Origin of the sequence: Streptomyces sp. NBC_01520, assembly GCF_045040375.1 — a bacterium.
GTDB lineage: Bacteria > Actinomycetota > Actinomycetes > Streptomycetales > Streptomycetaceae > Streptomyces.
Genome location: NZ_CP109404.1, coordinates 7,494,645 through 7,521,157 on the forward strand (window position 1 = coordinate 7,494,645; position 26,513 = coordinate 7,521,157).

The window sequence follows — 26,513 nt, forward strand, 5'->3', positions numbered from 1 at the left end:
CACCCGCGGGGGCCGGAGCGCTTTCATGTCCGCCCCCGGGGCCGCAGCGGCACCGGCCGGGCCACCGGCCGCATGAAGTCCCGTACGAAGGTCCGGTGCCACCAGCACCCGGTGGCCCGCAGCTCCCGCGGGTCCGTGTACCGGTAGTGGAAGACCCTGGCCCGGATGTGGGCGGGCGGCTCGTCGGGGAACGGGTTGTGGCGCAGCAGCCGCAGGGTGTCGCGGTCGCCCCGCAGCAGGCGTTCGACGAACGGTCCGAACCAGGACCGGGCGTACGTGGGGGAGAGCGCGGCGAACCACATCATCCAGTCGAGCCGCAGGTGGTACGGCGCGAACTGGCGCGGCATCCGGTGCGGATCGCCCGGCTTGCCGTGGAAGCCGTACTCGCGCCAGCGGGTCCCCTCGTGGATCACCGGCTCGTCGGTGCCCTCGACCACGACCTCGAACCGCATCCTGCTGATGCTGCCGAACGCCCCGTACGTGTTGACCAGGTGCAACGGGTCGTAGGACCGGTTCATCACCTGGCGGCGGGAGAGGAGATTGCGCGCCGGGCGGTAGCTGAGTGCCAGGACGAGCGCGGCGACGGCGATGACCAGCACCTCGTACCAGAGGGGCGGTGCGGACTGCGCGGGCGGCGGGCCGGCGAGCGGGGACCAGTCGATCACCGCGAGGGCCAGGGCGATGGTCAGCCAGTTCAGCCAGGCGAAGTTGCCGGACAGGACCAGCCACAGCTGGGTGACGGCCATCAGCCCCGCCGCGACGCTCGCCACCGGCTGCGGGGTGAACAGGAGGATGGGGACCGCGAGCTGGGTCACATGGTTGGCGGCCGTCTCCACCCGGTGGGCGGGCTTCGGCAGGTGATGGAAGAACCAGCTCAGCGGCCCCGGCATCGGCTGGGTCTCGTGGTGGAAGTCCAGACAGGTCAGCCGCCGCCAGCACGCGTCGCCACGGATCTTGATGAGCCCGGCGCCGAACTCGACCCGGAAGAGCAGCCAGCGCAGCAGCCACAGCACGAGGACCGGGGCCGCCGTGTCCGCGTTGCCGAGGAACACGGCGAGGAAGCCCGTCTCCAGCAGGAGCGACTCCCAGCCGAAGCCGTACCAGACCTGGCCGACCTGGACGATCGACAGGTACAGCGCCCAGGGCAGCGCCCACAGCAGCATGGCCGCCCACAGCGGGACGTAGGCGTCCAGGCCCGCGAGGAGGGCGAGCGAGACCGCGCAGCCCGTCCAGGCGACGACGGCGAAGAAGCGGTCCGAGTAGTGCAGCCGGAACAGGCCGGGCGCCGCCCGCCAGGGAGTGCGCCGCAGCAGTTCGGGCACGGGGAGCATGCCCCGTGCCCCGATCAGCGCCCGGAACTGCAGTGCGGCCGAGAGGAACGCGACCAGATAGACGGCAGCGAGGGCCCGCTGGAAGATCAGCCGGCTGAGCCAGTACCCGTCTGCGGTGAACCACTCCATCCCCTCCAGTATCGGGTCATCGGGCTCCGGACACGCTCCGGCGCAGTGTGCTGCCCAGCCGGCGCGCGTACCAGCGCTGGAGCACCGGGACGAGCGGCCCGGCGAGCCGGGCGTACCAGGAGGCGGGGCGGGAGAAGGCCATGACCGTGAACCACACCGTCCCGTCGTCCGCCAGCTCGACCACGAAGCATTCCTCGCCCAGCTCCGGGTGCCGGGCCGTCGTGCCGTAGCCGAAGCCGATGCGCCCGTCCTCGTACGCGGTCCAGACGACCTCGCAGTGTGCCGTCACCCGGAGCGGCCCTGTGCCCAGCGACATCGCGACGCCGTCCCCGGTGGCCGCCCGCTCGGCGGAGGCGTTCACCCGGGTTCCGGCCGCACGGTGCATCCGCCACTCGGTGACGGCGGCGCCCGCCGCCTCGAAGTCGGCCCTGCCCCGGCCGACGGCGGTCCGGTGGTGCAGGTGGTGGTAACCGTCGGGGAGCGGTCCCAGCCGGGTTGCTCCGACCTCGGGGTACGTCAGGGTGGTCATGCGGTCCTGCCTTCCTGGTGGGTGCGGTCCTGGATGCGGCGCCAGGCGAGCAGAGAACAGAGCGCGAAGCCCAGCGCGTTGCCCAGCCCGTGGGTGGCGGCCATCCAGGTCGGAGTGGGGTGGGGCAGCCCGGTGGCCTCGCCGAGCGCCCAGCTCAGCGCGAGCACCATGGTCGCCACGAGGACGGCGGCCGAGGCGGCGAGGAGCACGCGGGTGGCACGGTCCCGGCCCGCGGTGCGGACCGAACGCCAGGTCAGCAGGGCGACCGTCCACATCCCGGCGGTGAGCACGACCGCCCCGGCCAGCTCGGCCCGGTCGCCGACGAAGTAGCCGACGAGGACCAGCAGCGTGCCCAGGGGGACGCTCAGCGCGGCGAACCGGCCCGCAGCCCCGTCTGCTGCCCGGCAGACGAGACCGGCGACCAGGGCGGCGGCGCATCCGGCGAAGTGGAAGTGCGGCACGGTCAGCGCCAGGATGCCGAGCCCGAAGCCGAACAGCTCGTGGCCCGCGCGCTCGGCGAGCAGGGCGAGCGCGGCCACCGACGGGGTGACGAGCGCGGTGAGCACCGCGATCTCCGCGGGGCGTGCGCTGCGGGTCCGGGCGAGCCGCCACGGTGCGTGGGCGGCGAGGGCCAGCGCCCCCAGCGCGTAGCAGGCGGCGAGTGCGGTGGCGGTGCCCCCGCGCGGCAGCCACAGGGCCACGGCGCCCGGCACCGCGAAGAGCGGCCACAGGCGCCGGATCCGGTCGAGTGCCGGGTCGCCGACGAGCCGCAGCCCCGCCGGCACGATCACCAGCATGCCCAGCATCACGATCAGGCCGACCAGCACGGACATGACCCCACCCCCAGAAATGAACGCGTTCAATCGGTGTCGCGCCGAGCGTAGGGGTTTTCTTGAACGCGTTCAAGATGGCAGTTCGGTCGAAGAATCGGACAAATAATGGCAGAGTGGCGCACATGGATGATCGGGTAGCGGGTGCCCTGTCACTCCCGGACGACTGGCCCGCCCACCCGGACCTCAGTCTCGCCCTGAACCGAATGGGCAGCTTCGACTGGGATCTGGACAGCGGGCTCATGCACATGGACCAGCCCGCACTCGACGTGTTCGACCTGCGCCCCGACGAGTACGACAACCGGCCCGCGTCCCTCGCCCCGCGGGTTCCCACCGACGAGGCGATCCGGCTCGACGGCATGGTCTCGCAGGCACTCAAGAGCGGCCGCGAGAACTACGGCGCCTACTTCCGCCGGATGCAGCGCGACGGATCCCTGCGCTGGACCCACACCCAGGGGTTCATCCGCCGCGACGGCACCGGCCGGCCCCGCCGCATCATCGGGATCATCCGCGACGCCACCCAGGAGCTGGCCGACTCGACCGCCCGCAGGTCGGTCGACGAGGAGCGACGGCGCCGCACCAGTCTGGTCGAGGGGACCACGGCGGCGCTGGCCCACGCCCGGACTGTCAAGGACGTCACCGACGTGCTGAAGAACTCCCAGGGCCTGGCGAACCTCGGCGCGACCAGTCTCGTCATGGGCCTGCTGGAGTCCGGGCGCATCCACCTGGTGGCCGACGGCCCCGAAGGGGCGTACGTGCCGGGAACCCGTTACACCCGGACGGACGAGCCGTACCCGATGAGTGAAGTGATCCGCACGCTCACGCCCAGGTTCATCGAGACCCCCGAGGACTTCGAGGCCTCCTACCCGATCCTGTGGCCGAACATCAGCCACCTCGGCATCACCGCCGCGGCCTATCTGCCCCTCATCGCCCAGGCCCGTCCCATCGGCGCGCTCGGACTCCTCTACGGCAACAAGGCGGGCTTCACCGCCGACGAGCGGAACCTGCTGGTCGCCCTCGGCAGCTCGATCGCCCAGAGCCTCCAGCGGGCCATGCTCTACGAGCAGGAGCACGACCTCGCCGAAGGCCTCCAGCAGGCGATGCTGCCCCGCCGGATCCCCGACGTGCCCGGCGCACAGGTCGCTGTCCGCTACCGCTCCGCGCGGCTCGGCCGGGACATCGGCGGCGACTGGTACGACATCATCCCGCTGCCCGGCGGGCGGGTCGGCGCCGTCATCGGGGACGTGCAGGGCCACGACACGCACGCCGCCGCGGTCATGGGGCAGCTCCGGATCGTGCTGCGCGCCTACGCCGCCGAAGGCCACAGCCCCGCCACGGTCATGGCGCGGGCCTCCGTCTTCCTCCATGAACTGGACACCGACCGCTTCGCCACCTGCTCCTACGCCGAGGCCGACCTGACCACCGGTGTGGTGCAGCTGGTGCGGGCGGGGCACATGGACCCGCTCGTACGCGACGTCGACGGGAACTGCCGCAAGCTGCCGGCCGAAGGCGGACTCCCGCTCGGGCTCTCGGCGGAGTTCGGAGAGCTGGACTACCCGGTCAGCACCATCGAACTTGATCCCGGCCAGACGTTGATCCTGTACACCGACGGCCTGGTGGAGCTGCCCGGCGTCGACTTCGACGAGGGCATGCGGCTGCTGACGTCGATGGTGCGCGACGGGCCGCAGGACCTCCAGCAGCTCGCCGACCAGCTCTGCGAGGTCGTCGGCGAACGCGGCGGCGAGGACGACGTGGCGGTGCTCCTGCTGCGCCGCAACGCCGCCCACGCACCCCACCCCGGCGGCCGGCTCCAGCAGCACGTCGCGCAGAACGACCCCGAGGCGCTGAGCTCCTCCCGGCACATGATCCGGGCGGCGGTACGCGCCTGGGGTGCCAAGGACCGGGCCGACGAGGTCGAGCTGGCGGCCGACGAGCTGATCACCAACGCGCTCATGCACACCGACGGCGGAGCGATCGTCACCATCCGGGTGCTCACCGGCCCCGAGCGGCGGCTGCGGGTCGACGTGGAGGACCGCTCCAGCGCCCTGCCGCGCCGCAGGGACGCGGGGGAGTCGGGAGTCTCCGGGCGCGGCCTGATGCTGGTGGACCGGCTGGCCGACTTCTGGGGCGTGGAGCCGCGCGGCAACGGCAAGTGCGTGTGGTGCGAGTTCATCGTGCCGGAGCGCCGGTGAGGCGGAGTCCCGGCGGCGCGAGACTGTAACAGTACGTAACATGACGATGCTTGACCGTAACCGGCCATCAGGGATTGACTGCGATCCCGTAGTTCTGCTGCAGATGACGCGAGGCCCCGTTGAGTACCGAGCTACTGGCACCTCTTGATCTGGCTTTCTGGCACCTCGAAACCGATGCCCACCCGATGCATCTCGGCGCGCTCGCGGTCTTCACCGCGGCACCCGGGGTCTCGCCGCCGGACCTGCTCGAACTGCTCGGCGCCCGTGCCGCCGCGATTCCCCGGCTGCGGATGCGGGTGCGGGACGTCCTGCTGCCGGTGGGCGGCGCGGCCTGGTTCACCGACAAGGACTTCGACGTGCACCGGCACGTCAGGCAGGTCGTGCTCCCCGAGGGCGACTTCATGGCGGAGGCCACCCGGCTCGCCGGTGAACTCATGGAGCAGCCGCTGGGGCGGGGACTGCCGCCCTGGCAGATGTACCTCCTCCGCGGCGCGGGTGACGGCACGTTCGCCGTCCTGGTGAAGCTGCACCACGCGCTGGCCGACGGGATGCGGGCCGTGGCCATCGGGGCCGGCATCTTCGACCAGATCGCCACCGCCGGTGCCGGCCGGGGCGCGGTGCGCCGCCGCACCCCGGTACCGCCACGCTCCTGGCTGCCCGGCCCGTACGAGGTGGCGGGCATGGCACTGGACCGGATCGGGGGCGTCGGCCGGGCACTGGGGGTCGGCGCGTCCGTCGTACGGGCCAGCCGCCTCGACCTGCGCGGGTCGACCGCCCTGACCGCGAGCTCCAGCGGCACCCGCCGCCTGGCCACCGCCGAGCTGGACGCCGAAACGGTCCAGCGGATCCGCCGGGCCGAGGGCGGCACGGCCAACGACGTCCTGCTCGCCGTCGTCGCGGGGGCGTTGCGGCGCTGGATGCTGGAGCGGGGCGAGCAGCTCCCCGGCGCCGACCCGCGCGCACTGGTTCCCGTCTCCCGGCGCAGGCCCGGCGGCGCGACCAACGGCAACAGGCTCTCCGCCTACCTCCTGGGCCTCCCGGTCGCCGAGCCCGACGCCCGGGAACGGCTGCGCCTGGTGCGCACGGGCATGAACCGCAACAAGGCGGCGGGGCCGATGCGCGGCGCGGGCGCCGTCGCCGTGCTGGCCGATCAGCTGCCCGCGCTGGCCCACCGGTTCGGAGCGCCGCTGGCGGGGAACGCCGCCCGGATGCTCTTCGACATCCTGGTCACCAGCGTGCCCCTCCCGCGCTCCGCGCTCTCGCTCGGCGGCTGCCCGCTGCGTGCCGTCTACCCGATGGCACCCCTGGCCCGTGGACAGTCGCTCGCCGTCGCCCTGTCCACGTACGGCGGGCGGGTGCAGGTCGGGCTCGTGGCCGACGGCAAGGCGCTGCCCGACCTCGACCGGTTGGCCACGGCGGTCGCGGACGAACTCCTGGAACTGCGCGCACTTGTCCCCAAGGTGCCCGCCCCCGCGTAGCGCCCATCGCCATGCAGATCGAGTCGTCCGCCATAGATCGGACAGATAGCCGAGAATTCGCCGCTCCTGGGCGGTCGCAGGTGTTGACGTGCCCCAGTGATCCGATGAATATTCGCTGTGCGGACCATAGGCGATCATCAGCAGGGGCGGCACGGACATGCGGCGCATCAGGCTCGGGAGCAGTGCTGTCGAGATCACCGAACTCTCCTTCGGCGCGGCGGCCATCGGCAACCTCTTCACCGAGGTCGCCCCCGAACAGGCCGCCGCGGCCGTGGACGCAGCCTGGGACGAGGGCGTCCGCCACTTCGACACCGCTCCGCACTACGGCCTCGGCCTCTCGGAACGCCGCCTCGGTGAGGCCCTGCGGGACCGCCCCCGCGACGCGTACACGGTGTCCACCAAGGCCGGCCGGGTCCTCGACCCGCTGCCCGCCAGGGAGACGGCCGCCGCCGAAGGCCTTTCGGACGGGTTCGCCGTGCCGCACACCCACCGGCGCCGCTGGGACTTCAGCGCCGACGGCATCCGCCGGAGCATCGAGGACAGCCTCGGACGGCTCGGCCTCGACCGCATCGACATCGTCTACCTCCACGACCCCGACGACCACGAGGAAGCCGCCTTCCGCGAGGGCTACCCGGCCCTGGAGAAGCTGCGCGCCGAAGGGACGCTCGGCGCGATCGGCGCAGGGATGAACCAGACCGCCATGCTCACCCGCTTCCTGCGCGACACCGACGTCGACGTCGTCCTCTGCGCCGGCCGCTTCACCCTCCTCGACGGGAGCGCCCTCGACGCACTCCTGCCGGAGGCCACCGCCCGGGGCCGCAGCGTCGTCGTCGGCGGAGTCTTCAACTCCGGGCTCCTCGCCGACCCGCGCCCGGATGCCACGTACGACTACGCCTCGGCGCCCGCACCCCTCGTCGACCGGGCGCTGCGCATCGAGGCCGTCGCCGCGCGGCATGGTGTCCCGCTGCGCGCCGCGGCCCTGCACCACCCGCTGGGCCACCCGGCCGTCGCGGGCGTACTCGTCGGCTTCCGCTCCCCGCACGAGGTGCGGGATGCCGCCGCCCTGCTGGGCACCCCGGTCCCGGACGCGCTCTGGGACGACCTGCGCGCCGAAGGGCTCCTCGCCGAGGCCGAGGCCGGGGCCGGGGACGAGGGACCTGCATGACGGCCGCCGCGCGCCACGGAGCTGACGCGACATGACGCAGCCGCCGCTCGTAGACGCCCACCACCACGTGTGGGACCTCTCCGTACGCGACCAGGACTGGATCACCGGGGCGGAACTCGCCCCGCTCCGCCGCACCTTCACGATCGCCGACCTCGAACCGGAGGCCCGAGCCGCCGGTGTGGGAGCCACCGTCCTCGTCCAGACCGTCACCGTCGCCGAGGAGACCCCGGAGTTCCTCGCGCTCGCCGCCCGCAGCGCGCTCGTCGCCGGAGTCGTCGGCTGGACCGACCTCACCGCACCGGACGTCGCCGGCACGCTCGCAGCCCTGCGTGGCCTGCCCGGCGGGGACCTGCTCGTAGGGATCCGCCACCAGGTCCAGGGCGAACCCGACCCCGGGTGGCTGCTGCGCCCCGACGTCCTGCGCGGGCTGGAGGCCGTCGCCGTCGCCGGACTCGCCTACGACCTGATCGTCCTGCCCCACCAACTGCCCGCCGCGGTCCGGGCCGCCGCCCTGGTGCCCGGACTCACCTTCGTACTCGACCACGCGGGCAAGCCGCCGGTGGCGCAGCGGCGTACGCACCCGTGGGCCGACGGGCTGCGGGCGCTCGCCGCGCTGCCCAACACGGTCTGCAAACTCTCCGGCCTGGTCACCGAGGCCGACCCCCGGACCTGGACCGTCGACGACCTGCGCCCGTACGCGGACACCGTCATCGACGCCTTCGGTCCCGAGCGGCTGATGTTCGGCTCCGACTGGCCGGTGTGCCGGCTCGCCGCCTCGTACGCCGACGTCGTCGACGCTGCACGCACGCTCACCGCCGGCCTCGGCGAGGACGGACAGCAGGCGGTCTTCTCGGACACCGCGCGCCGGGTCTACGGTCTGGGCACTGTCGCCTGACCGTCGGGGAGGCATCCGCCGGGCCGCTGCGGCAGGCTGGTGTCATGCCCGAACTGCCGGAAGTCGAAGCCCTGCGGGACTTCCTCGACGACCACCTGGTCGGCAAGGAGATCACCCGCGTCCTGCCGCTGGCGATCAGCGTCCTCAAGACGTACGACCCGCCGCTCGGCGCCCTGGAGGGCGCCACCGTCACCTCCGTCGCCCGGCACGGCAAATTCCTGGACATCACGGCGGGACCGCTCCATCTGCTCATCCATCTGGCGCGCGCCGGCTGGCTGCAGTGGAAGGACAGCTTCCCCGCGACCCCGCCACGCCCCGGCAAGGGACCACTGGCCCTGCGTACGGTCCTCACCGGCGGCGACGGCTTCGACCTGACCGAGATGGGCACCACCAAACGCCTCGCGGTCCACCTGGTCCACGACCCCGCCGACGTACCCGGCGTCGCACGCCTCGGGCCCGATCCGCTGGCCGACTCCTTCGACCGCGACGCGTTCGCGCGGCTGCTCGGCGGGGAACGGCGGCAGATCAAGGGAGCCCTGCGCGACCAGTCGCTGATCGCGGGCATCGGCAACGCCTACAGCGACGAGATCCTGCACGTCGCGAAGATGTCCCCGTTCAAGCTCACCACCGGCCTCGGCGACGACGACGTCACCCACCTGTACACGGCGATGCGCACCACCCTTCAGGACGCCGTCGAACGCTCCCGGGGCGTCGCCGCCGGGCTGCTCAAGGCCGGGAAGAAGAGCAGCATGCGCGTCCACGGCCGAACCGGACAGCCGTGCCCCGTCTGCGGCGACACGGTCCTGGAGGTGTCGTTCAGCGACTCCTCGCTCCAGTACTGCCCCACCTGCCAGACCGGCGGCAAGCCCCTCGCCGACCGGCGGCTCTCCCGCCTGCTGAAGTGACCGGCGGCTCTTCCGCCGTGGGGCGGCGCCGTCAGCGCGTCACCGTCGCCAGCCGGTGCCCGTCCGCGGCCCGCACCTCGAAATGATCGATGTCCCCCGGATCCAGCGCCGCGCCACCCCGCACCACCGTCGGCTCCGCGCCCGCCCCCGCCACCGACCAGGTGCTCACCGTCTGCTCACTGCCGTCCCGGCCCACCGCGACCAGCGCGCACACCCCCGCCGCGGCCGGAAGACGCGCCACCTCCAGGCCGACGTCCGTACCCCACTCCCGGGCACCGGTCGTCACCACAGCGCTCACCCCCGTGAGGCCGTCCGTCGCCGTCCACCGCTCGGCCCCCGCCCGGTCCGGGGGTCCGCCCTGCAGGACCACCAGCGGACCTCCCGCCCCCAGCACCACGGCCGCCGCCACCAGGGCCAGGCGCCGCCCGCGGGATCTGCGCCGGCCCGCCGCCGCCACGGCGACCATCCGGCGCAGCACATCGGGCCCGGGAGCCACCACCGGAGCGACCCCGGCCGGGATCCGGCGCGCGTACGCGGCGAGCCCGGCCGCCACCCCGCCGAACTCCCGCACCCGGACCCCGCACTCCGAACACTCCGCCAGGTGCTCCTCGAAACGGAAGTCATCGGCAGCACCGAGCACCCCGAGCGCATAGGCTCCGGCGTCACGGTGGGGTTCGGGGATGCGCATGCCCCCGGATACGGAGAGAACCCACGAATCACTCACCCCGCATCACCCGGACAGCACCTAAACTCCGGCCTCATGCTGCGCGTACTAGCCGTCGACGACGAAGAGCCCGCCCTGGAGGAACTCCTCTACCTCCTGCGCGCCGACCCGCGGATCCGGAGCGCCGAGGGAGCCACCGGCGCCACCGAGGCGCTGCGCCGAATCGGCGGCGCGGTCGACGCCGGCCCCGAAGACCCCTCGGCCATCGACGTCGTCTTCCTGGACATCCACATGGCCGGCCTCACCGGACTCGACGTGGCGCAGCTCCTGGCCGGATTCGCCGCGCCCCCGCTCATCGTGTTCGTCACCGCCCACGAGGGCTTCGCCGTACACGCCTTCGACCTCAAGGCCGTCGACTACGTGCTCAAGCCCGTCCGCCGCGAGCGACTGGCCGAGGCCGTACGACGTGTCGCCGAGCAGGTGGGCGAACGCTCAGCACCCGTCCACGACGCCGCGGCCGACCAGATCGCGGTCGAACTGGGCGGGGTGATCCGCTTCGTACCCGTGGACGACATCGCGTACGCCGAGGCGCAGGGCGACTACGCACGGCTGCACACCGCCACCGGCAGCCACCTCGTCAGGATCCCGCTCACCACCCTGGAGGAGCGCTGGCGTTCCCGGGGATTCGTACGCATCCACCGCCGCCACCTCGTGGCACTGGGCCGTATCGACGAGCTCCGCCTCGACGCGGGCAGCATGAGCGTGCGCATCGGTGACGCGGAGCTCGCGGTCAGCCGCCGTCACACCCGCGCCCTGCGCGATCTCCTCATGCGCCAGACCGGCCGCTGACCTGGGCCTACCCGGCTCGGACCCCTTCCCAGCCGACCCCGCGCCGCCTACACTCCGAGCCCATGTCCGCAGAGAGCACACCCCGGCGCGAAGTGGTCACCGGGGAGCCCCGGCGGGTACGTCCGCTGCCCCGCTACCGTGCCCAGTCGGAGATCGACGAGCAGACCGCGCTCGGCGGCGCCTACGTCCGCTCGCTGATGCGCAGCCAGCTCCGCGCCGGACTCACCGCCTTCGCCGTGCTGGCCCTGGTCGCCGGCACCCTGCCCCTGGTCTTCGAGGCCGTGCACAGCAACGCCGTCGTCTGGGCGGTGCTCGGCTTCGCCACCTACCCGCCGCTCACCCTCGCCGCATGGTGGTACGTACGGCGGGCCGAGCGCAACGAGCGAGACTTCGCCCGGCTCGTGGAAGGCCGTCCGGCACCGTGAGCGCACCCGGTCATCCGGCATCGGTGGTGGCGGTCGCCCTCGTCGTCCTGGCCACCGTGCTGGTCGGCGGCTTCGGGCTGCGGATCTCACGGACCACCTCCGACTTCTACGTCGCCTCGCGCACCGTACGGCCGCGGCTCAACGCCGCCGCGATCAGCGGCGAATACCTCTCCGCCGCCTCCTTCCTCGGCATCGCGGGCCTGGTCCTGGTGCACGGACCCGACATGCTCTGGTACCCGGTCGGCTACACCGCCGGATACCTGGTGCTGCTGATCTTCGTCGCCGCGCCGCTGCGCCGCTCGGGGGCGTACACCCTGCCCGACTTCGCCGAAGGACGCCTGGAATCACGGCAGGTGCGCAGGCTGGTCAGCGTGTTCGTCGTCGGCGCCGGCTGGCTGTACCTCGTACCGCAGCTGCAGGGCGCCGGCCTCACCCTGCAGATCCTCACCGGCGCCCCCGGCTGGCTCGGCGACGTGCTGGTGGCCTCCGTCGTGGTCCTCGCCGTCGCGGCCGGCGGCATGCGCTCGATCACCTTCGTGCAGGTCTTCCAGTACTGGCTGAAACTGACCGCCCTCCTCGTACCGGCGATCTTCCTGGTGCTCGCCTGGCAGGGCGACGGACGGCCCCGCGTCAGCTTCGACGAGCAGATCTCCGTCTTCCGCGCCGACCACCCGCTCTACGCGACGTACGGACTGATCGTGGCGACCTTCCTCGGCACCATGGGCCTGCCCCATGTCGTGGTCCGCTTCTACACCAGCCCCAACGGCCGTGACGCCCGCCGCACCACGGTCGCCGTGCTCGCCCTGGTCGGCGTGTTCTACCTGCTGCCGCCGGTGTACGGGGCCCTGGGCCGGCTGTACGCCCCCGAACTCATCCACGGCGGTGACGCCGACGCCGCCGTACTGCTCCTGCCCACCCGGGTGATCGACGGCCTCGGCGGCGATCTGCTCGGCGCGCTCATCGCCGGCGGCGCGTTCGCCGCGTTCCTGTCCACCGCCTCCGGACTCACCATGGCCGTCGCCGGAGTCATCACGCAGGACGTCCTGCCCTCACGCGGCGTACGGCACTTCCGGCTGGCCACCGTCCTCGCCATCGCCGTACCGCTGGCCGGTTCGCTGCTGGTCAGCCGGGTGCCGGTGGCCGACGCCGTGGGCATGGCCTTCGCCGTCTCCGCCTCCTCCTTCTGCCCGCTGCTCGTCCTCGGCATCTGGTGGCGGCGGCTCACCCCGCCGGGCGCGATCGCGGGACTGCTCCTCGGCGGAGGTTCCGCCCTGCTGTCGGTGGCCATCACGGTCAGCGGCGCGGTACGCCCGCCGGGCTGGCCCCACGCGCTGCTCGCCTGGCCCGCCGTCTGGTCCGTGCCGGTCGGCTTCCTCGCGATGATCCTCGTCTCGCTCGCCACCCCCGGACGGATACCGCCGGGTACCAACGCCGCCATGACCCGCTTCCACCTGCCGGAAGCCCTGACCTCGGGGAGAGGCCGATGACCGGGGCCGGGATCGCCGTCATCGCCGTGCTGGCCCTGCTGCTCCTCGGCACGGGCTTCCTCCTGGGGCGCAGGGCCCGGCCCGTACGCACCAGCGACGTCGGCACACCCGTCGAGCACGCCACGTTCGAGACGCTGCACACGGCCTCCCTCGCCGCGCCGCCGCTGCGCGCCGGACTCACCGAGGAGAGCGCCCGCAGGTCGGCCCGCCGGCTGCGCTCCCTGCTGGGCACCGACGCCCTCTGCCTCACCGACCGGGACCGGGTGCTCGTCTGGGACGGAGAGGGGGACCACCACGGCAAGGACGTGATGCGCCAGGTCCGGGAGCTCCTCGCCGGCGGCCGGGACACCGCCTTCCACAGCGACTGCGGCGACCTCGACTGCCCGCTGCGCTGGGCCGTCGCCGTCCCGCTGACCGTCGACCACCGGGTGCTCGGCGCGCTCGTCGCCTACGCCCCGCGCGAATCGGCCGTGCTGGCCAGGGCGGCGGGGGAGGTGGCCCGCTGGGTGTGCGTCCAACTGGAGCTGGCCGAGCTCGACCGGTCCCGTACGCAGCTGATCGAGGCCGAGATCAAGGCGCTCCGGGCGCAGATCTCGCCGCACTTCATCTTCAACTCGCTGGCCGCCATCGCCTCATTCGTCCGCACCGACCCCGAACAGGCGCGCGAGCTGCTGCTGGAGTTCGCCGACTTCACCCGCTACTCCTTCCGCAGGCACGGCGAATTCACCACCCTGGCCGACGAGCTGCACTCCATCGACCAGTACCTGGCACTGGTGCGTGCCCGCTTCGGCGAACGGCTCTCGGTCACCCTCCAGGTGGCCCCGGAGGTGCTGCCCGTCGCGCTGCCGTTCCTCTGCCTCCAACCACTGGTGGAGAACGCCGTCAAGCACGGCCTGGAGGGCGCCGTCACCAGGAGCCGCATCACCATCAGCGCCCTGGACGCGGGCGCCGAGGCGGAGGTCGTGATCGAGGACGACGGTACCGGCATGGAACCGGATCGGCTGCGGCGGATCCTGCGCGGCGAGGGCGGAACCTCCACCGGGATCGGACTGCTCAACGTGGACGAGCGCCTGCGGCAGGTGTACGGCGACGACTACGGCCTGGTCATCGAGACGGGCGTCGGCGCGGGTATGAGGATCACGCTACGGCTGCCCAAGTACCGTGCGGGAGTGCACGGTTCATGACGAGCGGAACAGCCCGGAGCTCAGTACAGATGGATTGCCAGATGCCCCAGCGGCAGCCCCAGCTGCCATGCGGGCGTCCACACCCGCGCCTCCCCGCACTCGTCCTCCCCGTCGCCGCCCACCGGCTCCCACGGCGGCGGCCCGATCGCGTCGAGGTCGGCGGCCAGCAGTTCCGTCTCCTCCAGCCACCGCCACGCCGCCCGTGCCAGTGCCAGGTCCGGATCCCGTCGGCCGTCCTCCGGCGCGTCCAGCCGCTCGCAGACCCACTGCCTCCAGGACGTCCCGTACGCGGTGAGGAGCCGCAGCTCGTCGACCCGGGCCGCCGGCAGCGCGTCGGCCACCGCCCCGTCGGACAGGAAGACCGTCAGGGCGAGTGCCTCGCGGCCCGCGCGGTACTCCAGCGTGGCCGGTTCCATCAGGTCACCCGTGACCAGCAGCTCGTCCGCGATGTACTCGGCGTACATCCAGGCCATCGGGACCAGCAGCCCGCCGCCGCCGGCTCCGTCGTGATGTTCGGGACGCATCCCGTCTCGCCTCTTCCTTCGACTCGGTAGCGGGCTTCACGCAGCATTGAACCGGGGGCGGATGCCCCGCGTGGGCAGAAGGGCAGGATCCGTCGGGAGATACGAGGTGAGATGACAGCCGACCACGGCGACGACCCGCACGTGCGGCAGCTGCTGGGCGCGTACGTGCTCGACGCCCTGTCCGCCGAGGAGACGGGCCCGGTCGCCCGCCACCTCCAGCGGTGCGACACCTGCGCCGCGGCCTACGTGGAGGTCGCCGACGCCGTGTCCCTGCTCGCGCTGCTCGACGAGGAGGACCTGCTGGAATAGCCCGGCAGGTTACGGGACAGCAGTCGCAGCGCGTAATACGAACGGGACTTGACCGTGCCCGCCGGTATTCCGAGGACCTCGGCGGTCTCGCCCACGCTCAGCCCGCGGAAGTAGATCTGCACCAGCACCGCCCGGTGCTCGGGGCTGAGCGTCCTGACGGCCTCACGCACATCGAGCGCGCGGACCGCCGAGTCGGCGGTGTTCTCCCGGGCGGGCGCGCTCTCCAGGACGACGTCGCTGACCTCGGTCGGCCGGGCCTGGCGGGACCTGCGGGCGTCGATGGCCAGGCGCCGGGCGACAGTGAAGAGCCAGGGCCGCATCGAGTCGTAGGGCGCGTCGAACGCCTCCGGGTGCTGCCAGGCACGCAGCAGGGTCTCCTGTGAGAGGTCCTCCGCCCGCTGCCGGTCGCCGAACGTCAGACCCAGCAGGAAGTGGAGCAACGCCGGCCCGTGTTCCCGCTGCAGCTCCGCGAGGGTGCGCTCATCGGTTGTCGCCGTGGTCATCGTGAACGTCCTTTCCCGCAGAGGCCCCTGCCGCCTCGCTCCCGCCTGGCGTATACGAACGCATCGAGGCGCGGGGGAACAGGCGGTGCACCGAGATGTGCGCCGAGCGGTCGCACGGAGCGGCGAGTGGTGCGGCGAACGGTCGAGGGGTAGCGATACAGCCGATTCAGGTACTTCGTCTGCTTTGTCCTTGACTCTCCAGTATGAATATATGTGTATTCAGATGGCTGAAATCGTCCGAATAGGGAGTCGTTCAGATGGCGAAACGCATCCGACAAGGCACGGCGATCGCCGTCGCGGGCCTCCTCGCCGCCGCGACGGCCTGTACCGGCCAGCAGTCCACACCGCCGGGTTTCGCCGGGCGGCAGCTGTCCGCCGGGCACGGTGCGAGCGGGGCGGACAGCGGGGGAGCGGACATCGCACGCCCGTTCACCCTGCTGGCCTCGGGCGATGTCCTGCCCCACTCGTCGGTCATCGACCAGGCCGCGGCCGACGCGGGCGGCAAGGGTTACGACTTCCGCCCGATGCTCAAGGGAGCCGCGCCTCTCGTCTCCGGTGCGGATCTGGCCATCTGCCACATGGAGACCGTGTACGGGGAGAACGGCGGCCCCTACACCGGCTATCCGTCCTTCAAGTCACCGCCCGAGGTGGCGGTCGCCCTGCGCGCCACCGGCTTCGACTCCTGCTCGACCGCCTCCAACCACACCCTGGACGACGGCGCCCAGGGAATCGGCCGCACGCTCGACGCCCTGGACCGGGCCGGCGTGGCCCACGCCGGATCCGCCCGTACCGCCGCCGAGGCGGCCCGCCCCACCCTGCTCAAGGCCGGGACGCGCAAGAAGGCGGCGAAGGTCGCCCACCTCGCGTACACGTACGGCACCAACGACAACCCCCTGCCCGCCGACCGGCCCTGGGCGGTCAACCTCATCGACAAGGACCGCATCGTGGCCGACTCCCGGGCGGCCCGCCGCGCGGGCGCCGACGTGGTCGTCGTGTCCCTGCACTGGGGAACGGAATGGCAGGACGCGCCCGACGACGTCCAGCTCGGACTCGGCCGCGAGCTCACTGCCTCCGGCACCGGGGGGCGCCCCGACATCGACCTGATCCTCGGCACACACGCCCACGTCCCGCAGGCGTACGAGAAGGTCAACGGCACCTGGATCGTCTACGGCATGGGCGACCAGATCGCCGGCGCGATGGTCAACCACGAGGGCGTCCAGGATCCACGGGGCAACGAGAGCTCGATGGGCCGCTTCACCTTCGCACCGCCGAGGAACCCGGGGGAGCGCTGGACCGTGAGCAAGGCCGAATTCATCCCCCAGTGGTTCGACACCGGGACCGGGCGCGTGACCGGCCTCGGCGCGCCCGCCGGACACCTGCGGGAGGTCCGCGACCGCATCCGTGACGTGGTCCTCAGCCGGGGCGGCGCCGAGGCCGGTCTCGTCATGGGGAAGTGACCGGCCGGCCCTTGCGAGTACGCGGGCGGCGGCCACGGGGCACGGGCTACGGGCTACGGGCTACGGCACGACGGTGACCGGCCAGCGCCCTGCCTTCACCAGGCGGACCGCCACCGAACCGACGAAGCGGTGCCCGGCGGACTCCGAGGCGCCCACCACCACGGCGTCCGCCGTCAGTTCGTCGGCCGCCGTCACGAGCCCGTTGTAGGGATCACCGCGGAACGTATGGAACTCCCAGCGGACGTTCCATATGTCCTTGAGCCGCTCGGTCGCCGTCCTGATCTCGTTCACCAGCTCCTCGGCGACCTCCCCGGTCGTGTCGGCGACGGGCACCCCGAGCGCGGCGCCGGCCGGGATCACCGGCTGGACGTACACAAGGGCGAGCATGGCGTTCTGCCGCCGGGCCAGGCCCGCCGCGTACGCCGCCGCCCGCATCGAGGAGTCGGATCCGTCGATGCCCGCGACGATCACCTTCGGGCCGTCGGTGCCACGCTCGAACCGGTCGTGTCGCTGGTCTGTCACGGCCATGAGGTTAGCCGCTCCCGCCGGGGGCCCGCCGTACCGGGTCTCCCCTGGTCACGGCGCCCACTCCGCCCATCGGGTGCAGATCGCCGCGCGTCCGGGTGCCGTGGCCGGATCCGGGCGGAAGTCCGTGCGAGCAGTTGGCCATGAAACATGATCAGCTTCCCGCGGAACGCCGTACGCTGCTGCGCCTCGCCCTCGCTCTGGGGGCCGAGTCCGCCGTGCGCGTGATCGCCGCGGACCCGGGCCGGCACGCCCGTCCGGCCCGGCGGCGAACCCCTCGGGCCGGCCGCCGGGCCCCCGTCACAGGCGAGGACGGGCCCCACCGCCTACCGGCTGCGGCCCATGACCGGAGACACCCCGCTCCGCTTCCGTCCCGCCGCGCCACCGGTCCGCACCCGCCCCTTCGAGGAGATGCCGGAGCTGGGGGCCGACGCGATGGTGCTCAGCTTCGACGACGGCCCGGACCCGCGCTGCACACCGGACATCCTGGCGACGCTGCGCAGGTACGGGGTGCGGGCGATGTTCTTCGTCTGCGGCGAGACGGCGGCGGACAGCCAGGACCTGTTGCGTGAGATGGCCGACGACGGGCACGTGGTCGGCAACCACTCCTGGTCGCACCCGCTGATCCCGAAGCTCTCCCGGAGCGGCATCCGGGACGAACTGGGCAGCACCAGCGAGGTGATCGAGAAGACGCTCGGGTCCCCGCCCTTCTGGTACCGGGCTCCGTACGGTGCCTGGAACCGGAACTCCTTCGAGATCGGCGCCGAGATGGGCATGGAGCCGATGGCCTGGACCGTCGACACCCTGGACTGGACGACACCGGGCACCGACACCATCGTCCGCCGGGTCGAGCGGGGTGCCGCACCCGGCGTCGTGGTGCTCTCGCACGACGCCGGCGGCAACCGGTCCCAGAGCGTGGCCGCCCTGCGGCGGTATCTGCCCGCGCTGATCGCCGACGGCTACCGCTTGACCGTCCCGCACCGCAGTTGACGGCCGGACCCGACGTGCCCGTGCGCGCCACGTACGCCCGCCGGGCCCGCCGGGACCCGTCCCGGCTAGCGCGTCTCGACGAGCCGGGCGAAGACGACCACGTTCCCGTCGTAGCCGTCGGCCTTCGAGTAGCCGCCGCCGCAGGTGATCACCCGGAGCTCGGAGTACCCGGTGTCCCCGTACACCCGGGCACCGGGGAAGTCGTTCTTGGAGAACACCTCGACCCCGTAGATCTCGAACACCGCGACGCGGTCGTCGTAGCGGGACACCTCGACGCGCCGGCCCTTCTGGAGGGAACCCAGGCCGTAGAAGACCGCGGGGCCGGACAGGTTGTCGACGTGACCGACCACCACCGCCGTCCCACGCTGGCCCGGGGAGATGCCGTTCTGGTACCAGCCCGCGAGGTTCGGGTCCTGCGCGGGAGGCGCCTCGATCCAGCCCGCCGGGTCCAGGTTCACATCGATCACGGGCGCGTCGACCTGGATCGACGGAATCTGCACGCGGGCGGCGGGAGCGTATGCGAGCGGCTGGACCGGCTCACCCTCGACGGGGCCGGCCTCCGCAGCGTCCCGGGGGCCGGCCACCGAGGCCGCGGCTGCGGGCTGCGGCGGCCCGGGGGAGGTCTCCACACCATTACGCATGAGAGCGAGTCCGGTGAGCATCACCAGGGCGATCGCGCCCCACGGTGTGCGTCTGCCCCGCTCGGTGCCCCACTGGTCCCGGCCCATGGTTCTCCCTTCGTCGCGACATCGCACACGCTAGGTGCGGGTGGGGGCGGGGGCGATCAGGGAAGGGCGAACGGGTGGCGGCCACCGGTCCGGCGACGGAGCTGTCTTCTCTTCGGAGTAATGGGCCGATAAAACTTCTGACGGTCCGTGACCTGCGGCTCCGTCAGATTCCGGAGCCACCCCCCGGCGTGTCGGCTCACCGGGGTGGAGCAGTGCCGAAGTGCGACATCCGCGGTCTCTGGTGAGGGTTCGTCATGGGACGCGTTCTCGTCGACTGATCCCGGAGAACAAGACTCCGGGGCGCTTCCCGCTGGAGGTTCAAAGATGCGTGCTTCACGCGTTCTCGCGGTGACCGCGACCGCATTCGCGGCGGTCGGTCTCGCCGCGCCGATGGCCGCCGCGGGCGGTGGCCCGGGCAACCCGAGCACTGCTCCCACCAATGTCACCGTCAACCCGTCCTCGGTGCACCAGGGCGCCACCATGCAGGTCAGTGCCGAGGGCTGCGGCCGCGCCGGCGGCAAGGTCTGGTCGAACGCGTTCCCGACGGTGAACCTCTCGCCGGGCCGGGTCGGTTACGCCACCGCCCACATCCGGGACAACGCGACGCCCGGTCAGTACAGCCTGTCCGTGAAGTGCAACGAGAGCGACAACAACTTCGGTGGCGGCAACGGAGGTGACGGCGGGAACGGCGGAAATGGAGGCAACGGCGGCGACCGCGGCAACCGCGGTGACGAGGCCGACTCGGTCGCGACGGCCCGGTTCACCGTGCTCCCCAGCCGGGGCGCACAGGGCGGCCTCGGTGGCTCCATGGGCCCGAGCTCCGTCGAGACGCAGGTCGGAGGCGGTCTTGCCGCCGCGGCAGCCGTCGGCGGTGCCGTCTTCATCGTCCGGCGCCGGATGAGCGATGCGGCCGCCTGACGCGTCGAACATCCCGCCCGGCCCGATACGCCCGTCGCCCCGAGTCCTGGATCAGGACCCGGGGCGACTGTCGTGCGTGGTGTGCCGGACCGTCAGTGCTGACGGCTGGTGCGCCGCTTGCGCAGGACGTAGAAGGCGCCGGCCGCGGCAGCCGTCACCAGGGCGGAACCGGCGGCGATCTCGCCGGGGTCCATGGTGTCGACACTGCCGCCGAGCCCTCCCAGCACACCGCTGGGGGACGCGGTGGAGCTGGTGGTGGGGGCTGTGGTGGGAGCGGTGGTGGGGGAGGCGGTGGGGGAGGGGGTGGCCCCGCTCGTGATGGACAGGTCCGCCGTCCGCGTGGTGTTGCCGCAGCGGAAGGTCACCTCGTAGACGGAACCGCGCTTGGCGTCCCAGTCGACCGTGGCGGTGGCCGACCTCCCCCTCGGGATGGTGGTCGTGTCGAACACCCCCGAGAAAGCGGTCGCGTCGCTCGTGCACCCCATGGCGCCGAGAGTGACCTGACCTCCCGGCGCGACCGTCGACGGAGTGATGGTCGGCGTGAAGGTGGACGTGCCGCCGGTGAGCACGTGGGCCGATGCGGCCGGTGCCATCAGGACACAAGCGGCGGCGCCCAGCAGGGCGGCGGGTGCGACACGTATCGCGCGCATGGTGGATCCTCCGGGTCCCCGAGGAGCAGCCGCGGAACGGATTTCCGCACGGCATGGGAAATGCACCTCGATGACTGAAACGCTAGAAGTGCCGCATATCACCCGCGATCGGGGTCCGGCGAATGGGGCAGCCTTGTCCCCCGGCCGGCTCACCGGCCGGGGGAGCCCTCCTGGTCCCCCGTGGCGTGCGGGAACAGATCGACGAAGGGGGCGGTGGTCGCCGAGATGCCCCGGCCGAAGGGGGCGTCGAAGTCCCAGATCAGGAAGAGCAGGAAGGCGATCAGCACGCTGAAGAGGCCTGCCAGCAGCAGTTCACGGAAGGTTCTGCGGATCTGGAGTGTGAAGATCAGCCCGACCGTGACCAGCGCTCCGGTGATCAGGCCGAACCAGACGACCCCGGGCATGGTCGCGCCCGCGTTCTGGCCCCGTGAGCCCCGTGCGTCGTCGACGGCGGCCACCTGGTCCACCAGGGGCTGGTAGGCCTGCCCCTCGTGGTCCGTCTGCGGCTCGTACCGTGTGACGTCGGCCCGCAGCCGGTCGAGGAGCCTGGTGCCCTCCGCGGTGAGGCCGCCGTGGTCCGTCATGGCCTTCCACTCGTCCTTGACGACATAGGCCACGTACGCGTCCACATCGGCCCGGATGCGGTCGCGGACCTCGGCAGGGTAGACGGCGGACCGTGCGCTCACCTCGTGCAGGGCCTGGGCCTCCACGCGCACCGATTCCTGGGCGGCACTGCGGCCCTCCCAGACGCCGGCGATGGCGAGACCGAGCACGATCGCGTACACCACGCCGATCATCATTGTCATGTACTCGATGACGTCGGGAGTCTCGGAGGGGTCGTCGTCCTCCCCGACGCGACGGTTGTTGAGGACGGCGATCGTGATGACGACGGCACAGGCCGAGGCCATCGCGATGGTCAGAACAAGCCATTCCGACATGCGTTCCCTTCGATGATCAGCGGGACGAGCGGGGCCGCAGGACGGCCACCGCGAAGACGGCCGGTGCGGTGATGACGAGGGTGAGCGAGACCAGCGAAGGGCCGGCCCGGGGTGCCTTGCGGGCCGTGTTCCGGTAGGCGGGGAGCGCCACGGGTGTGGGCTCGGGCGGGGCCGCCCGCGGTTCGGGCGGCGGTGGCGCGGGTTCCGGTTCCGGTTCGGGTTCCGGTTCGGGCGGTGCGGGGGGCGGAGGAGGCGGCGGTGGAGGCGGCGGAGGGGGTTCCGGAGGCGGGGGAGGGGGCGGGGGTGGCTCGGGCTTGGGCGGGGCCGGTGGTGGGGGCGGAGCGGGCTCCGGCTCGTCGATGACGGCCTTGCACCCGCCGTCGCCCGAGACGGCGACGGACGAGCCGCCGTCACCCTGTCCGATGGAGGCGACCGCGCAGTCGTCACCGGTAGCCGGCACCGGCAGGGCGAAGAGCCAGAGCAGAGCGGCGGCGGCCGTGAGCCGCGCCATGCGTGATCCGTACACGCCGGGGAGCATGTTCCCCCGCGGCCGTGGACACGCCGGGCAAAGGGGTGATTCGCCCGATGGTGGGGACAATCGGCGATTCGCGTTTGCGGCCGGAGAAACTTTCTCGGTGACGTATTGAACACGGGGCCACCGGTCGCCCGTACCTAGGGCCATGAAAGGCGCGGACTCGCGTCGCAACTGGCAGAAGGACAACGGGAGTCGACATGAATACCTGGCGGAACGCCTCGCTCGCGGTGACGGCCGCGGCCCTGTTGACGCTGACGACGGCGTGCGGTCAGGAGAACGGCACCTCGTCCCCCAACGGCCAGGCCGTGGGCAACGCCGCCCCCGCCCGGCAGCCGGCCGGCAGCGGCTACGGCTCGGACACGGGGGCCGACGCGTCCGCGCCGAAGTCGGCCGGTCAACTCGCGGTGTGGGACAGCAAGAAGCTGGGCAAGGTGCTCACCGACAGCGCCGGTTTCACGCTCTACCGCTTCGACAAGGACACGGCCGACCCGCCGAAGTCGAATTGCGAGGGCGACTGTGCGAACGCCTGGCCGGTGGTGCCGGCCGACGACGCCACGGCCGCGGCGGGAACCGACGCCGCGCTGCTGGGCGAGGTCACCAGGGCCGACGGCACCAAGCAACTGACTGTCGGGGGTTGGCCGATGTACCGGTACGCCAAGGACACGCGGCCTGGGGACGCCACCGGGCAGGGTGTCGGAGGCACATGGTTCGCCTCGGCCCCCGACGGCAAAAAGGCGGCGGTGAACGCGGACGGCCCCGCGGGTGCCGAACCGGCCGATCTCGCCGGACTTTCTGTCCGTAAGGACCCGGAACTCGGAGACATCGTCGTCGACAAACGGGGCATGACGGTTTACCGCTTCACGAAGGACTCGGCCTGGCCGATGAAGTCGGCCTGCACCGGGGACTGCCTCAAGAAGTGGCCCGTCGTCAGTCCCGTACAGAAGAATGATGTCGAGGGCGTCACCACCAAGGGATTCACCACCTTCGACCGTCCGGACGGCATCAGGCAGCAGTCGGTCGACTGCTGGCCGATCTACACCTACTCCGGCGACGCCGAGCCCGGAGACACCAACGGCCAAGGGGTCGGGGGCACATGGTACGCGGTGTCACCCGACGCGAAACTGGTCGGAGTCTCCAAGTAGTACCGAAGAGCGCTTCGCCGTATCGGTCCGTCGCTGAAGGTTCACGCGCAGCGACGGGCCGATGCACATGCCACCGGTGTGTGACCGATAACGGATCTCTAATTTCCGTTTCCACTCGCTCTCTTGGCGGTCGATCAGTAGCCTCTGGTCAACACTGACCATGAACATGGCCGGATCACCGTGGCGACTTGTTGGAGACATCGATGGAGCGTCCCTCCTGGGCACCGCAGGGCATAGACATCTCGGTGCCGAGCGTGTCTCGCATGTACGACTTCTATCTGGGCGGTTCGCACAATTTCGAGGTGGACCGGGAAGCGGCCCGCAAGGCCATGGAGTTCATGCCGGGGCTTCCCAAGATCATGCAGGCGAATCGCGCCTTTATGCGACGGGCCGTGCACTACGCCACCGCTTCGGGCATCAGCCAGTTCCTGGACATCGGATCGGGCATACCGACGTTCGGCAATGTCCACGAGGTCGCCCAGGCGGACGACCCGGAGGCCCGGATCGTCTACGTCGACCACGACCCGGTCGCCGTCGCGCACAGTCAGGCCGTGCTGGCGGGCAACGAGCGGGCCCTGGTGGCCGCCGCGGATCTGCGCAAGCCCGAGGGGATCCTGGAGAACCCGGAGATCCGCGCACTCATCGACCTGGACAAGCCGGTGGCCCTGCTGCTCGTGGCGGTCCTCCACTTCATCGAGGACACCGACGACCCGTACGGCGCGGTCGCCACCCTGCACGAGGCGCTGGCCCCCGGCAGCCTGCTCGTCCTCACCCACGCCTCGTACGAGGGCATTCCGCTCTCCCAGGAGGAGGCGGGAGGCACCGTCGGCGTCTACCGCAACATCCGCAACCCGCTCATCATGCGGTCGCGCCAGGAGATCAGCCGCTTCTTCACCGGTTTCGACCTGATCGAGCCCGGAATCGTCTCGATGCCCGACTGGCGTCCCGAGTCCCCCGGGTCACGGACGCAGGAAGACCCCTTCGCCTTCTCGGGCTTCGCCGGGGTTGGACGCAAGGCGTGAGCATTCCCGCCCAGGCGTCCGGCGCGCCGGACGCGGAACCGGACGGGCCCGAGGACCGGCTCCGGAGATTCGCCACCATCTGGAGCCGGGCGATCTTCCCGTCCACGGCCACCTCGATGACCCGCCCGGAGTTCGAGCAGCATCTGCTGCCGATGGCCCGGGAGCTCAGCGGAATCCTTCACGCCCGGCCCTTCGACGCGACGTCGGCCCAGCGGGTGGGCGCCGCGCTCGTCGACGCGCACTGCACCGATCCCGACGCCCTCAGCTCCACGCTCGGCGTCGTCGACTCGTACCTGGTGCTGTACTGCGGCGGCAACGGGCCGGTGGCGCTGTCGACCGAGGACAGTCGGGCCCGCTGCGCGCGCATCCAGCACGCGTTCGCCGGCGGGTTCACCCAGGCGCTGCGCGAGCGGACGCTCGCGGAGCAGGAGGCGATCGCCCGGTCGGCGCTCACCGCCCGCTCGAACGCGGAGCAGGCGCTGCACGCGACCGAGGCGCGCTTCCGTGCCGTCTTCAAGGACGCAGCCATCGGCATCGGCATCGCCGACCTCGAAGGCAACATCCTGGAGATCAACGACACCCTCACCCGGATGTTCGGCGGCCTGGAGAACCACGTACGCAGCCACAAGGTGAACGAGTGGGTCCACCCCGAGGACTCGCCGCACGTATGGAAGTACTACAACGAGCTGGTGCGGGGCGAACGCGAGCACTACAGCGTGGAGAAGCCGTACTACCGCAACGACGGCACCGTGCTGTGGACCAACCTCACGGTCTCACTGCTGCGTGACTCGGAGGGCCGGCCGGAATACCAGCTCGCCCTCATGGAGGACACCACCGAGCGGCGGCTGCTCAATCTGCGGCTGCGCTACGAGGCCACGCACGACGCCCTCACCGGACTGCCCAACCGGACCCTCTTCTTCGAACGTCTGGAGAAGGCCCTCGCCCACAAGGAGGGCATGCGGTTCGGCCTCTGCTACCTCGACCTCGACGGCTTCAAGGCGATCAACGACAGCCTGGGGCACGCGGCGGGCGACCGGCTCCTGGTCGAGGTCGCCGACCGGCTGCAGAGCTGTGCGACCGCACCCGGCGAGATGGTCGCCCGGCTCGGCGGTGACGAGTTCGTCGCCCTCACGACCGGCCCGCGGACCGAGGAGGAGGTCGACGAACTGGCCGGCCGCATCCTTGCGGCGCTCGCCACCCCCATCCGCCTCGACGGCCGGGAGCTGACCGTACGCGGATCCATCGGCGTCGTCGAAGGGCCCTCGGGCGAACGCACCGCCGCGGAGGTGCTGCGCAGCGCCGACATCACGATGTACCGGGCCAAGGCCGCGGGCGGCAACCGCTTCGCGCTCGCCGACGCAGAGGCGGACGCACGCGCCATCACCCGGCACGGGCTGACGACGGCGCTGCCCGCGGCGCTGGACCGGGGCGAGTTCTTCATCGAGTACCAGCCGCTGGTGCACCTCGGCGACGGCAGCGTGCACGGCGCGGAGGCGCTGGTGCGCTGGTGCCACCCGCAGCACGGCGTGCTCGGGCCCGACCGGTTCATTCCGCTCGCCGAGCACACGGGGCTGATCGTGCCGCTCGGCCGCTGGGTGCTGGAGGAGTCCGTACGGCAGGCCAACTTCTGGCAGGAGCGGCACACCGACGGCGGCCCCCTGCGGATCAACGTCAACCTGTCGCCGACGCAACTGCACCACCCCCGGCTGGTCGCCGAGACCGTCGACGTGCTGGAACGCTCCGGGCTCGAACCCGGGGCACTCTGCCTGGAGGTCACCGAGTCCGCGCTGATCGGCGCCGACGACGATCTGCTCAAGCCGCTGCGTCAACTGGCCGAGATGGGGGTGGACATCGCGCTCGACGACTTCGGCACCGGCTACTCGAATCTGGCGAACCTGCGCCGGCTTCCGGTGAGCGTGCTCAAGCTGGATCGTTCCTTCACCCAGGGCATGCAGCATCACCCGGCCGACCCGGTCGACATGAAGATCGTCGAGGGCATCGTCTCGCTCGCCCACAGCCTGGACCTCGCGGTCACGGTGGAGGGCGTGGAGACCGGGGCGCAGGCCGAGCAGCTGAAGCAGCTCGGCTGCGACACGGCCCAGGGCTGGTACTACGCCCGTCCGGGGGCACCGGACCGGATCCACTCGCTGCTGCTGGCGGACGCGGTCTGAGAGGCCCCGGTCCTCGACCGCCGGACGGGCCGCGCGTT

General features: G+C 71.9%; 26 protein-coding genes and 1 pseudogene. 16 read left to right on the forward strand and 11 right to left on the reverse strand.

Annotated elements, in window-relative coordinates; translation table 11 throughout:
- Window positions 1–23: 23 nt before the first annotated feature.
- Genes OG524_RS33790 through OG524_RS33800 form a run of 3 tightly spaced genes read right to left on the reverse strand, consistent with a single transcriptional unit; the run spans window position 24 to window position 2,822 of the window.
- A complete protein-coding gene (locus tag OG524_RS33790; protein ID WP_405386538.1) occupies window positions 24–1,460 on the reverse strand; it encodes a lipase maturation factor family protein in 1,437 nt (478 codons plus the stop codon).
- Between the two features lie 16 nt (window positions 1,461–1,476).
- Window positions 1,477–1,989 (reverse strand): DUF1990 family protein, encoded by a 513-nt coding sequence (locus tag OG524_RS33795; RefSeq protein WP_405386536.1) that lies wholly within the window; start codon window positions 1,987–1,989, stop codon window positions 1,477–1,479.
- Window positions 1,986–2,822, reverse strand: coding sequence for a YndJ family protein (locus OG524_RS33800; RefSeq protein WP_405812283.1), 837 nt, complete (start codon window positions 2,820–2,822; stop codon window positions 1,986–1,988). Before OG524_RS33800 ends, OG524_RS33795 begins: the two co-directional genes overlap by 4 nt.
- Before the next feature lie 122 nt (window positions 2,823–2,944).
- Here OG524_RS33800 and OG524_RS33805 point away from each other — a divergent pair, with 122 nt between their 5' ends.
- The 5 genes from OG524_RS33805 (at window position 2,945) to OG524_RS33825 (ending at window position 9,454) form a co-directional block, all read left to right on the forward strand.
- Window positions 2,945–5,011: a SpoIIE family protein phosphatase gene (locus tag OG524_RS33805; protein ID WP_405386532.1), complete on the forward strand. Its 2,067-nt coding sequence runs from the start codon at window positions 2,945–2,947 to the stop codon at window positions 5,009–5,011.
- Between the two features lie 119 nt (window positions 5,012–5,130).
- Complete coding sequence (locus OG524_RS33810; protein ID WP_405386530.1) at window positions 5,131–6,489, forward strand: wax ester/triacylglycerol synthase family O-acyltransferase; 1,359 nt, start codon at window positions 5,131–5,133, stop codon at window positions 6,487–6,489.
- Window positions 6,490–6,646: 157 nt separating this feature from the next.
- Window positions 6,647–7,654, forward strand: a complete 1,008-nt coding sequence (locus OG524_RS33815; RefSeq protein WP_405812284.1) for an aldo/keto reductase — start codon at window positions 6,647–6,649, stop codon at window positions 7,652–7,654.
- A gap of 31 nt (window positions 7,655–7,685) precedes the next feature.
- Entirely contained in the window at window positions 7,686–8,549 is an 864-nt protein-coding gene (locus OG524_RS33820; protein WP_405386527.1) for an amidohydrolase family protein, read from the forward strand.
- Between the two features lie 44 nt (window positions 8,550–8,593).
- On the forward strand, window positions 8,594–9,454 hold the full coding sequence (locus tag OG524_RS33825; RefSeq protein WP_405386525.1) for an Fpg/Nei family DNA glycosylase: 861 nt from the start codon (window positions 8,594–8,596) through the stop codon (window positions 9,452–9,454).
- A gap of 31 nt (window positions 9,455–9,485) precedes the next feature.
- Here OG524_RS33825 and OG524_RS33830 read toward each other — a convergent pair whose 3' ends face one another.
- Complete coding sequence (locus OG524_RS33830) at window positions 9,486–10,178, reverse strand: zf-HC2 domain-containing protein (RefSeq protein ID WP_405386523.1); 693 nt, start codon at window positions 10,176–10,178, stop codon at window positions 9,486–9,488.
- 36 nt (window positions 10,179–10,214) lie between these two features.
- Here OG524_RS33830 and OG524_RS33835 point away from each other — a divergent pair, with 36 nt between their 5' ends.
- The 4 genes from OG524_RS33835 (at window position 10,215) to OG524_RS33850 (ending at window position 14,063) form a co-directional block, all read left to right on the forward strand.
- Window positions 10,215–10,967, forward strand: coding sequence for a LytR/AlgR family response regulator transcription factor (locus OG524_RS33835; RefSeq protein WP_381555767.1), 753 nt, complete (start codon window positions 10,215–10,217; stop codon window positions 10,965–10,967).
- A gap of 62 nt (window positions 10,968–11,029) precedes the next feature.
- Window positions 11,030–11,392, forward strand: coding sequence for a hypothetical protein (locus OG524_RS33840; protein ID WP_405386521.1), 363 nt, complete (start codon window positions 11,030–11,032; stop codon window positions 11,390–11,392).
- The gene (locus OG524_RS33845; RefSeq protein WP_405812285.1) at window positions 11,389–12,879 is read left to right on the forward strand and encodes a cation acetate symporter; all 1,491 of its coding nucleotides are present in this window, start codon (window positions 11,389–11,391) and stop codon (window positions 12,877–12,879) included. The genes OG524_RS33840 and OG524_RS33845 overlap by 4 nt, the downstream gene beginning before the upstream one ends.
- Entirely contained in the window at window positions 12,876–14,063 is a 1,188-nt protein-coding gene (locus OG524_RS33850) for a sensor histidine kinase (RefSeq protein WP_405386518.1), read from the forward strand. Before OG524_RS33845 ends, OG524_RS33850 begins: the two co-directional genes overlap by 4 nt.
- A gap of 20 nt (window positions 14,064–14,083) precedes the next feature.
- On the opposite strand, the gene OG524_RS33855 is transcribed toward OG524_RS33850, so the two are convergent.
- Window positions 14,084–14,587, reverse strand: a complete 504-nt coding sequence (locus tag OG524_RS33855) for a hypothetical protein (protein ID WP_405812286.1) — start codon at window positions 14,585–14,587, stop codon at window positions 14,084–14,086.
- Between the two features lie 111 nt (window positions 14,588–14,698).
- On the opposite strand from OG524_RS33855, the gene OG524_RS33860 reads away from it, so the two are divergent.
- The gene (locus OG524_RS33860; protein WP_384493036.1) at window positions 14,699–14,896 is read left to right on the forward strand and encodes a zf-HC2 domain-containing protein; all 198 of its coding nucleotides are present in this window, start codon (window positions 14,699–14,701) and stop codon (window positions 14,894–14,896) included.
- On the opposite strand, the gene OG524_RS33865 is transcribed toward OG524_RS33860, so the two are convergent.
- Window positions 14,830–15,399 (reverse strand): sigma-70 family RNA polymerase sigma factor, encoded by a 570-nt coding sequence (locus tag OG524_RS33865; RefSeq protein WP_405386514.1) that lies wholly within the window; start codon window positions 15,397–15,399, stop codon window positions 14,830–14,832. The two genes, OG524_RS33860 and OG524_RS33865, sit on opposite strands and share 67 nt — an antisense overlap.
- A gap of 257 nt (window positions 15,400–15,656) precedes the next feature.
- Between OG524_RS33865 and OG524_RS33870 the strand changes: the two genes are divergently transcribed.
- Window positions 15,657–16,856, forward strand: coding sequence for a CapA family protein (locus OG524_RS33870; protein ID WP_405386513.1), 1,200 nt, complete (start codon window positions 15,657–15,659; stop codon window positions 16,854–16,856).
- A 60-nt stretch (window positions 16,857–16,916) separates the two neighbouring features.
- Here OG524_RS33870 and OG524_RS33875 read toward each other — a convergent pair whose 3' ends face one another.
- Window positions 16,917–17,378: a universal stress protein gene (locus OG524_RS33875; RefSeq protein WP_405386512.1), complete on the reverse strand. Its 462-nt coding sequence runs from the start codon at window positions 17,376–17,378 to the stop codon at window positions 16,917–16,919.
- Between the two features lie 146 nt (window positions 17,379–17,524).
- Here OG524_RS33875 and OG524_RS33880 point away from each other — a divergent pair.
- Window positions 17,525–18,371, forward strand: a pseudogene (locus OG524_RS33880) (polysaccharide deacetylase family protein).
- 65 nt (window positions 18,372–18,436) lie between these two features.
- Here OG524_RS33880 and OG524_RS33885 read toward each other — a convergent pair.
- Entirely contained in the window at window positions 18,437–19,099 is a 663-nt protein-coding gene (locus OG524_RS33885; RefSeq protein ID WP_405386510.1) for a class F sortase, read from the reverse strand.
- A gap of 324 nt (window positions 19,100–19,423) precedes the next feature.
- Between OG524_RS33885 and OG524_RS33890 the strand changes: the two genes are divergently transcribed.
- On the forward strand, window positions 19,424–20,017 hold the full coding sequence (locus tag OG524_RS33890; protein ID WP_405386509.1) for a hypothetical protein: 594 nt from the start codon (window positions 19,424–19,426) through the stop codon (window positions 20,015–20,017).
- Window positions 20,018–20,109: 92 nt separating this feature from the next.
- Here the strand turns inward: OG524_RS33890 and OG524_RS33895 are convergent, their stop codons facing one another.
- The 3 genes from OG524_RS33895 to OG524_RS33905 form a co-directional block, all read right to left on the reverse strand.
- Entirely contained in the window at window positions 20,110–20,667 is a 558-nt protein-coding gene (locus OG524_RS33895) for a hypothetical protein (protein ID WP_405386507.1), read from the reverse strand.
- Between the two features lie 149 nt (window positions 20,668–20,816).
- Window positions 20,817–21,605: a DUF4239 domain-containing protein gene (locus OG524_RS33900; protein ID WP_405386506.1), complete on the reverse strand. Its 789-nt coding sequence runs from the start codon at window positions 21,603–21,605 to the stop codon at window positions 20,817–20,819.
- Between the two features lie 16 nt (window positions 21,606–21,621).
- Entirely contained in the window at window positions 21,622–22,131 is a 510-nt protein-coding gene (locus OG524_RS33905; protein ID WP_405812552.1) for a hypothetical protein, read from the reverse strand.
- 206 nt (window positions 22,132–22,337) lie between these two features.
- Here OG524_RS33905 and OG524_RS33910 point away from each other — a divergent pair, with 206 nt between their 5' ends.
- The 3 genes from OG524_RS33910 (at window position 22,338) to OG524_RS33920 (ending at window position 26,475) form a co-directional block, all read left to right on the forward strand.
- Complete coding sequence (locus OG524_RS33910; protein ID WP_405812287.1) at window positions 22,338–23,282, forward strand: SCO0930 family lipoprotein; 945 nt, start codon at window positions 22,338–22,340, stop codon at window positions 23,280–23,282.
- A gap of 203 nt (window positions 23,283–23,485) precedes the next feature.
- Complete coding sequence (locus tag OG524_RS33915; protein WP_405386502.1) at window positions 23,486–24,304, forward strand: SAM-dependent methyltransferase; 819 nt, start codon at window positions 23,486–23,488, stop codon at window positions 24,302–24,304.
- On the forward strand, window positions 24,301–26,475 hold the full coding sequence (locus tag OG524_RS33920; protein WP_405386500.1) for a putative bifunctional diguanylate cyclase/phosphodiesterase: 2,175 nt from the start codon (window positions 24,301–24,303) through the stop codon (window positions 26,473–26,475). The genes OG524_RS33915 and OG524_RS33920 overlap by 4 nt, the downstream gene beginning before the upstream one ends.
- Window positions 26,476–26,513: the final 38 nt, after the last annotated feature.

What these genes read in the sequence shown, in the direction of transcription:
- OG524_RS33815 (WP_405812284.1), top strand. Translation starts at nt 6,647, where the DNA reads ATGCGGCGCATCAGGCTCGGGAGCAGTGCTGTCGAGATCACCGAACTC.
- OG524_RS33790 (WP_405386538.1), bottom strand. Translation starts at nt 1,460, where the DNA reads ATGGAGTGGTTCACCGCAGACGGGTACTGGCTCAGCCGGCTGATCTTC.
- OG524_RS33870 (WP_405386513.1), top strand. Translation starts at nt 15,657, where the DNA reads ATGGCGAAACGCATCCGACAAGGCACGGCGATCGCCGTCGCGGGCCTC.
- OG524_RS33910 (WP_405812287.1), top strand. Translation starts at nt 22,338, where the DNA reads ATGAATACCTGGCGGAACGCCTCGCTCGCGGTGACGGCCGCGGCCCTG.
- OG524_RS33795 (WP_405386536.1), bottom strand. Translation starts at nt 1,989, where the DNA reads ATGACCACCCTGACGTACCCCGAGGTCGGAGCAACCCGGCTGGGACCG.
- OG524_RS33825 (WP_405386525.1), top strand. Translation starts at nt 8,594, where the DNA reads ATGCCCGAACTGCCGGAAGTCGAAGCCCTGCGGGACTTCCTCGACGAC.
- OG524_RS33860 (WP_384493036.1), top strand. Translation starts at nt 14,699, where the DNA reads ATGACAGCCGACCACGGCGACGACCCGCACGTGCGGCAGCTGCTGGGC.
- OG524_RS33890 (WP_405386509.1), top strand. Translation starts at nt 19,424, where the DNA reads ATGCGTGCTTCACGCGTTCTCGCGGTGACCGCGACCGCATTCGCGGCG.
- OG524_RS33855 (WP_405812286.1), bottom strand. Translation starts at nt 14,587, where the DNA reads ATGCGTCCCGAACATCACGACGGAGCCGGCGGCGGCGGGCTGCTGGTC.
- OG524_RS33850 (WP_405386518.1), top strand. Translation starts at nt 12,876, where the DNA reads ATGACCGGGGCCGGGATCGCCGTCATCGCCGTGCTGGCCCTGCTGCTC.
- OG524_RS33820 (WP_405386527.1), top strand. Translation starts at nt 7,686, where the DNA reads ATGACGCAGCCGCCGCTCGTAGACGCCCACCACCACGTGTGGGACCTC.
- OG524_RS33865 (WP_405386514.1), bottom strand. Translation starts at nt 15,399, where the DNA reads ATGACCACGGCGACAACCGATGAGCGCACCCTCGCGGAGCTGCAGCGG.
- OG524_RS33885 (WP_405386510.1), bottom strand. Translation starts at nt 19,099, where the DNA reads ATGGGCCGGGACCAGTGGGGCACCGAGCGGGGCAGACGCACACCGTGG.
- OG524_RS33840 (WP_405386521.1), top strand. Translation starts at nt 11,030, where the DNA reads ATGTCCGCAGAGAGCACACCCCGGCGCGAAGTGGTCACCGGGGAGCCC.
- OG524_RS33900 (WP_405386506.1), bottom strand. Translation starts at nt 21,605, where the DNA reads ATGTCGGAATGGCTTGTTCTGACCATCGCGATGGCCTCGGCCTGTGCC.
- OG524_RS33800 (WP_405812283.1), bottom strand. Translation starts at nt 2,822, where the DNA reads ATGTCCGTGCTGGTCGGCCTGATCGTGATGCTGGGCATGCTGGTGATC.
- OG524_RS33835 (WP_381555767.1), top strand. Translation starts at nt 10,215, where the DNA reads ATGCTGCGCGTACTAGCCGTCGACGACGAAGAGCCCGCCCTGGAGGAA.
- OG524_RS33915 (WP_405386502.1), top strand. Translation starts at nt 23,486, where the DNA reads ATGGAGCGTCCCTCCTGGGCACCGCAGGGCATAGACATCTCGGTGCCG.
- OG524_RS33895 (WP_405386507.1), bottom strand. Translation starts at nt 20,667, where the DNA reads ATGCGCGCGATACGTGTCGCACCCGCCGCCCTGCTGGGCGCCGCCGCT.
- OG524_RS33805 (WP_405386532.1), top strand. Translation starts at nt 2,945, where the DNA reads ATGGATGATCGGGTAGCGGGTGCCCTGTCACTCCCGGACGACTGGCCC.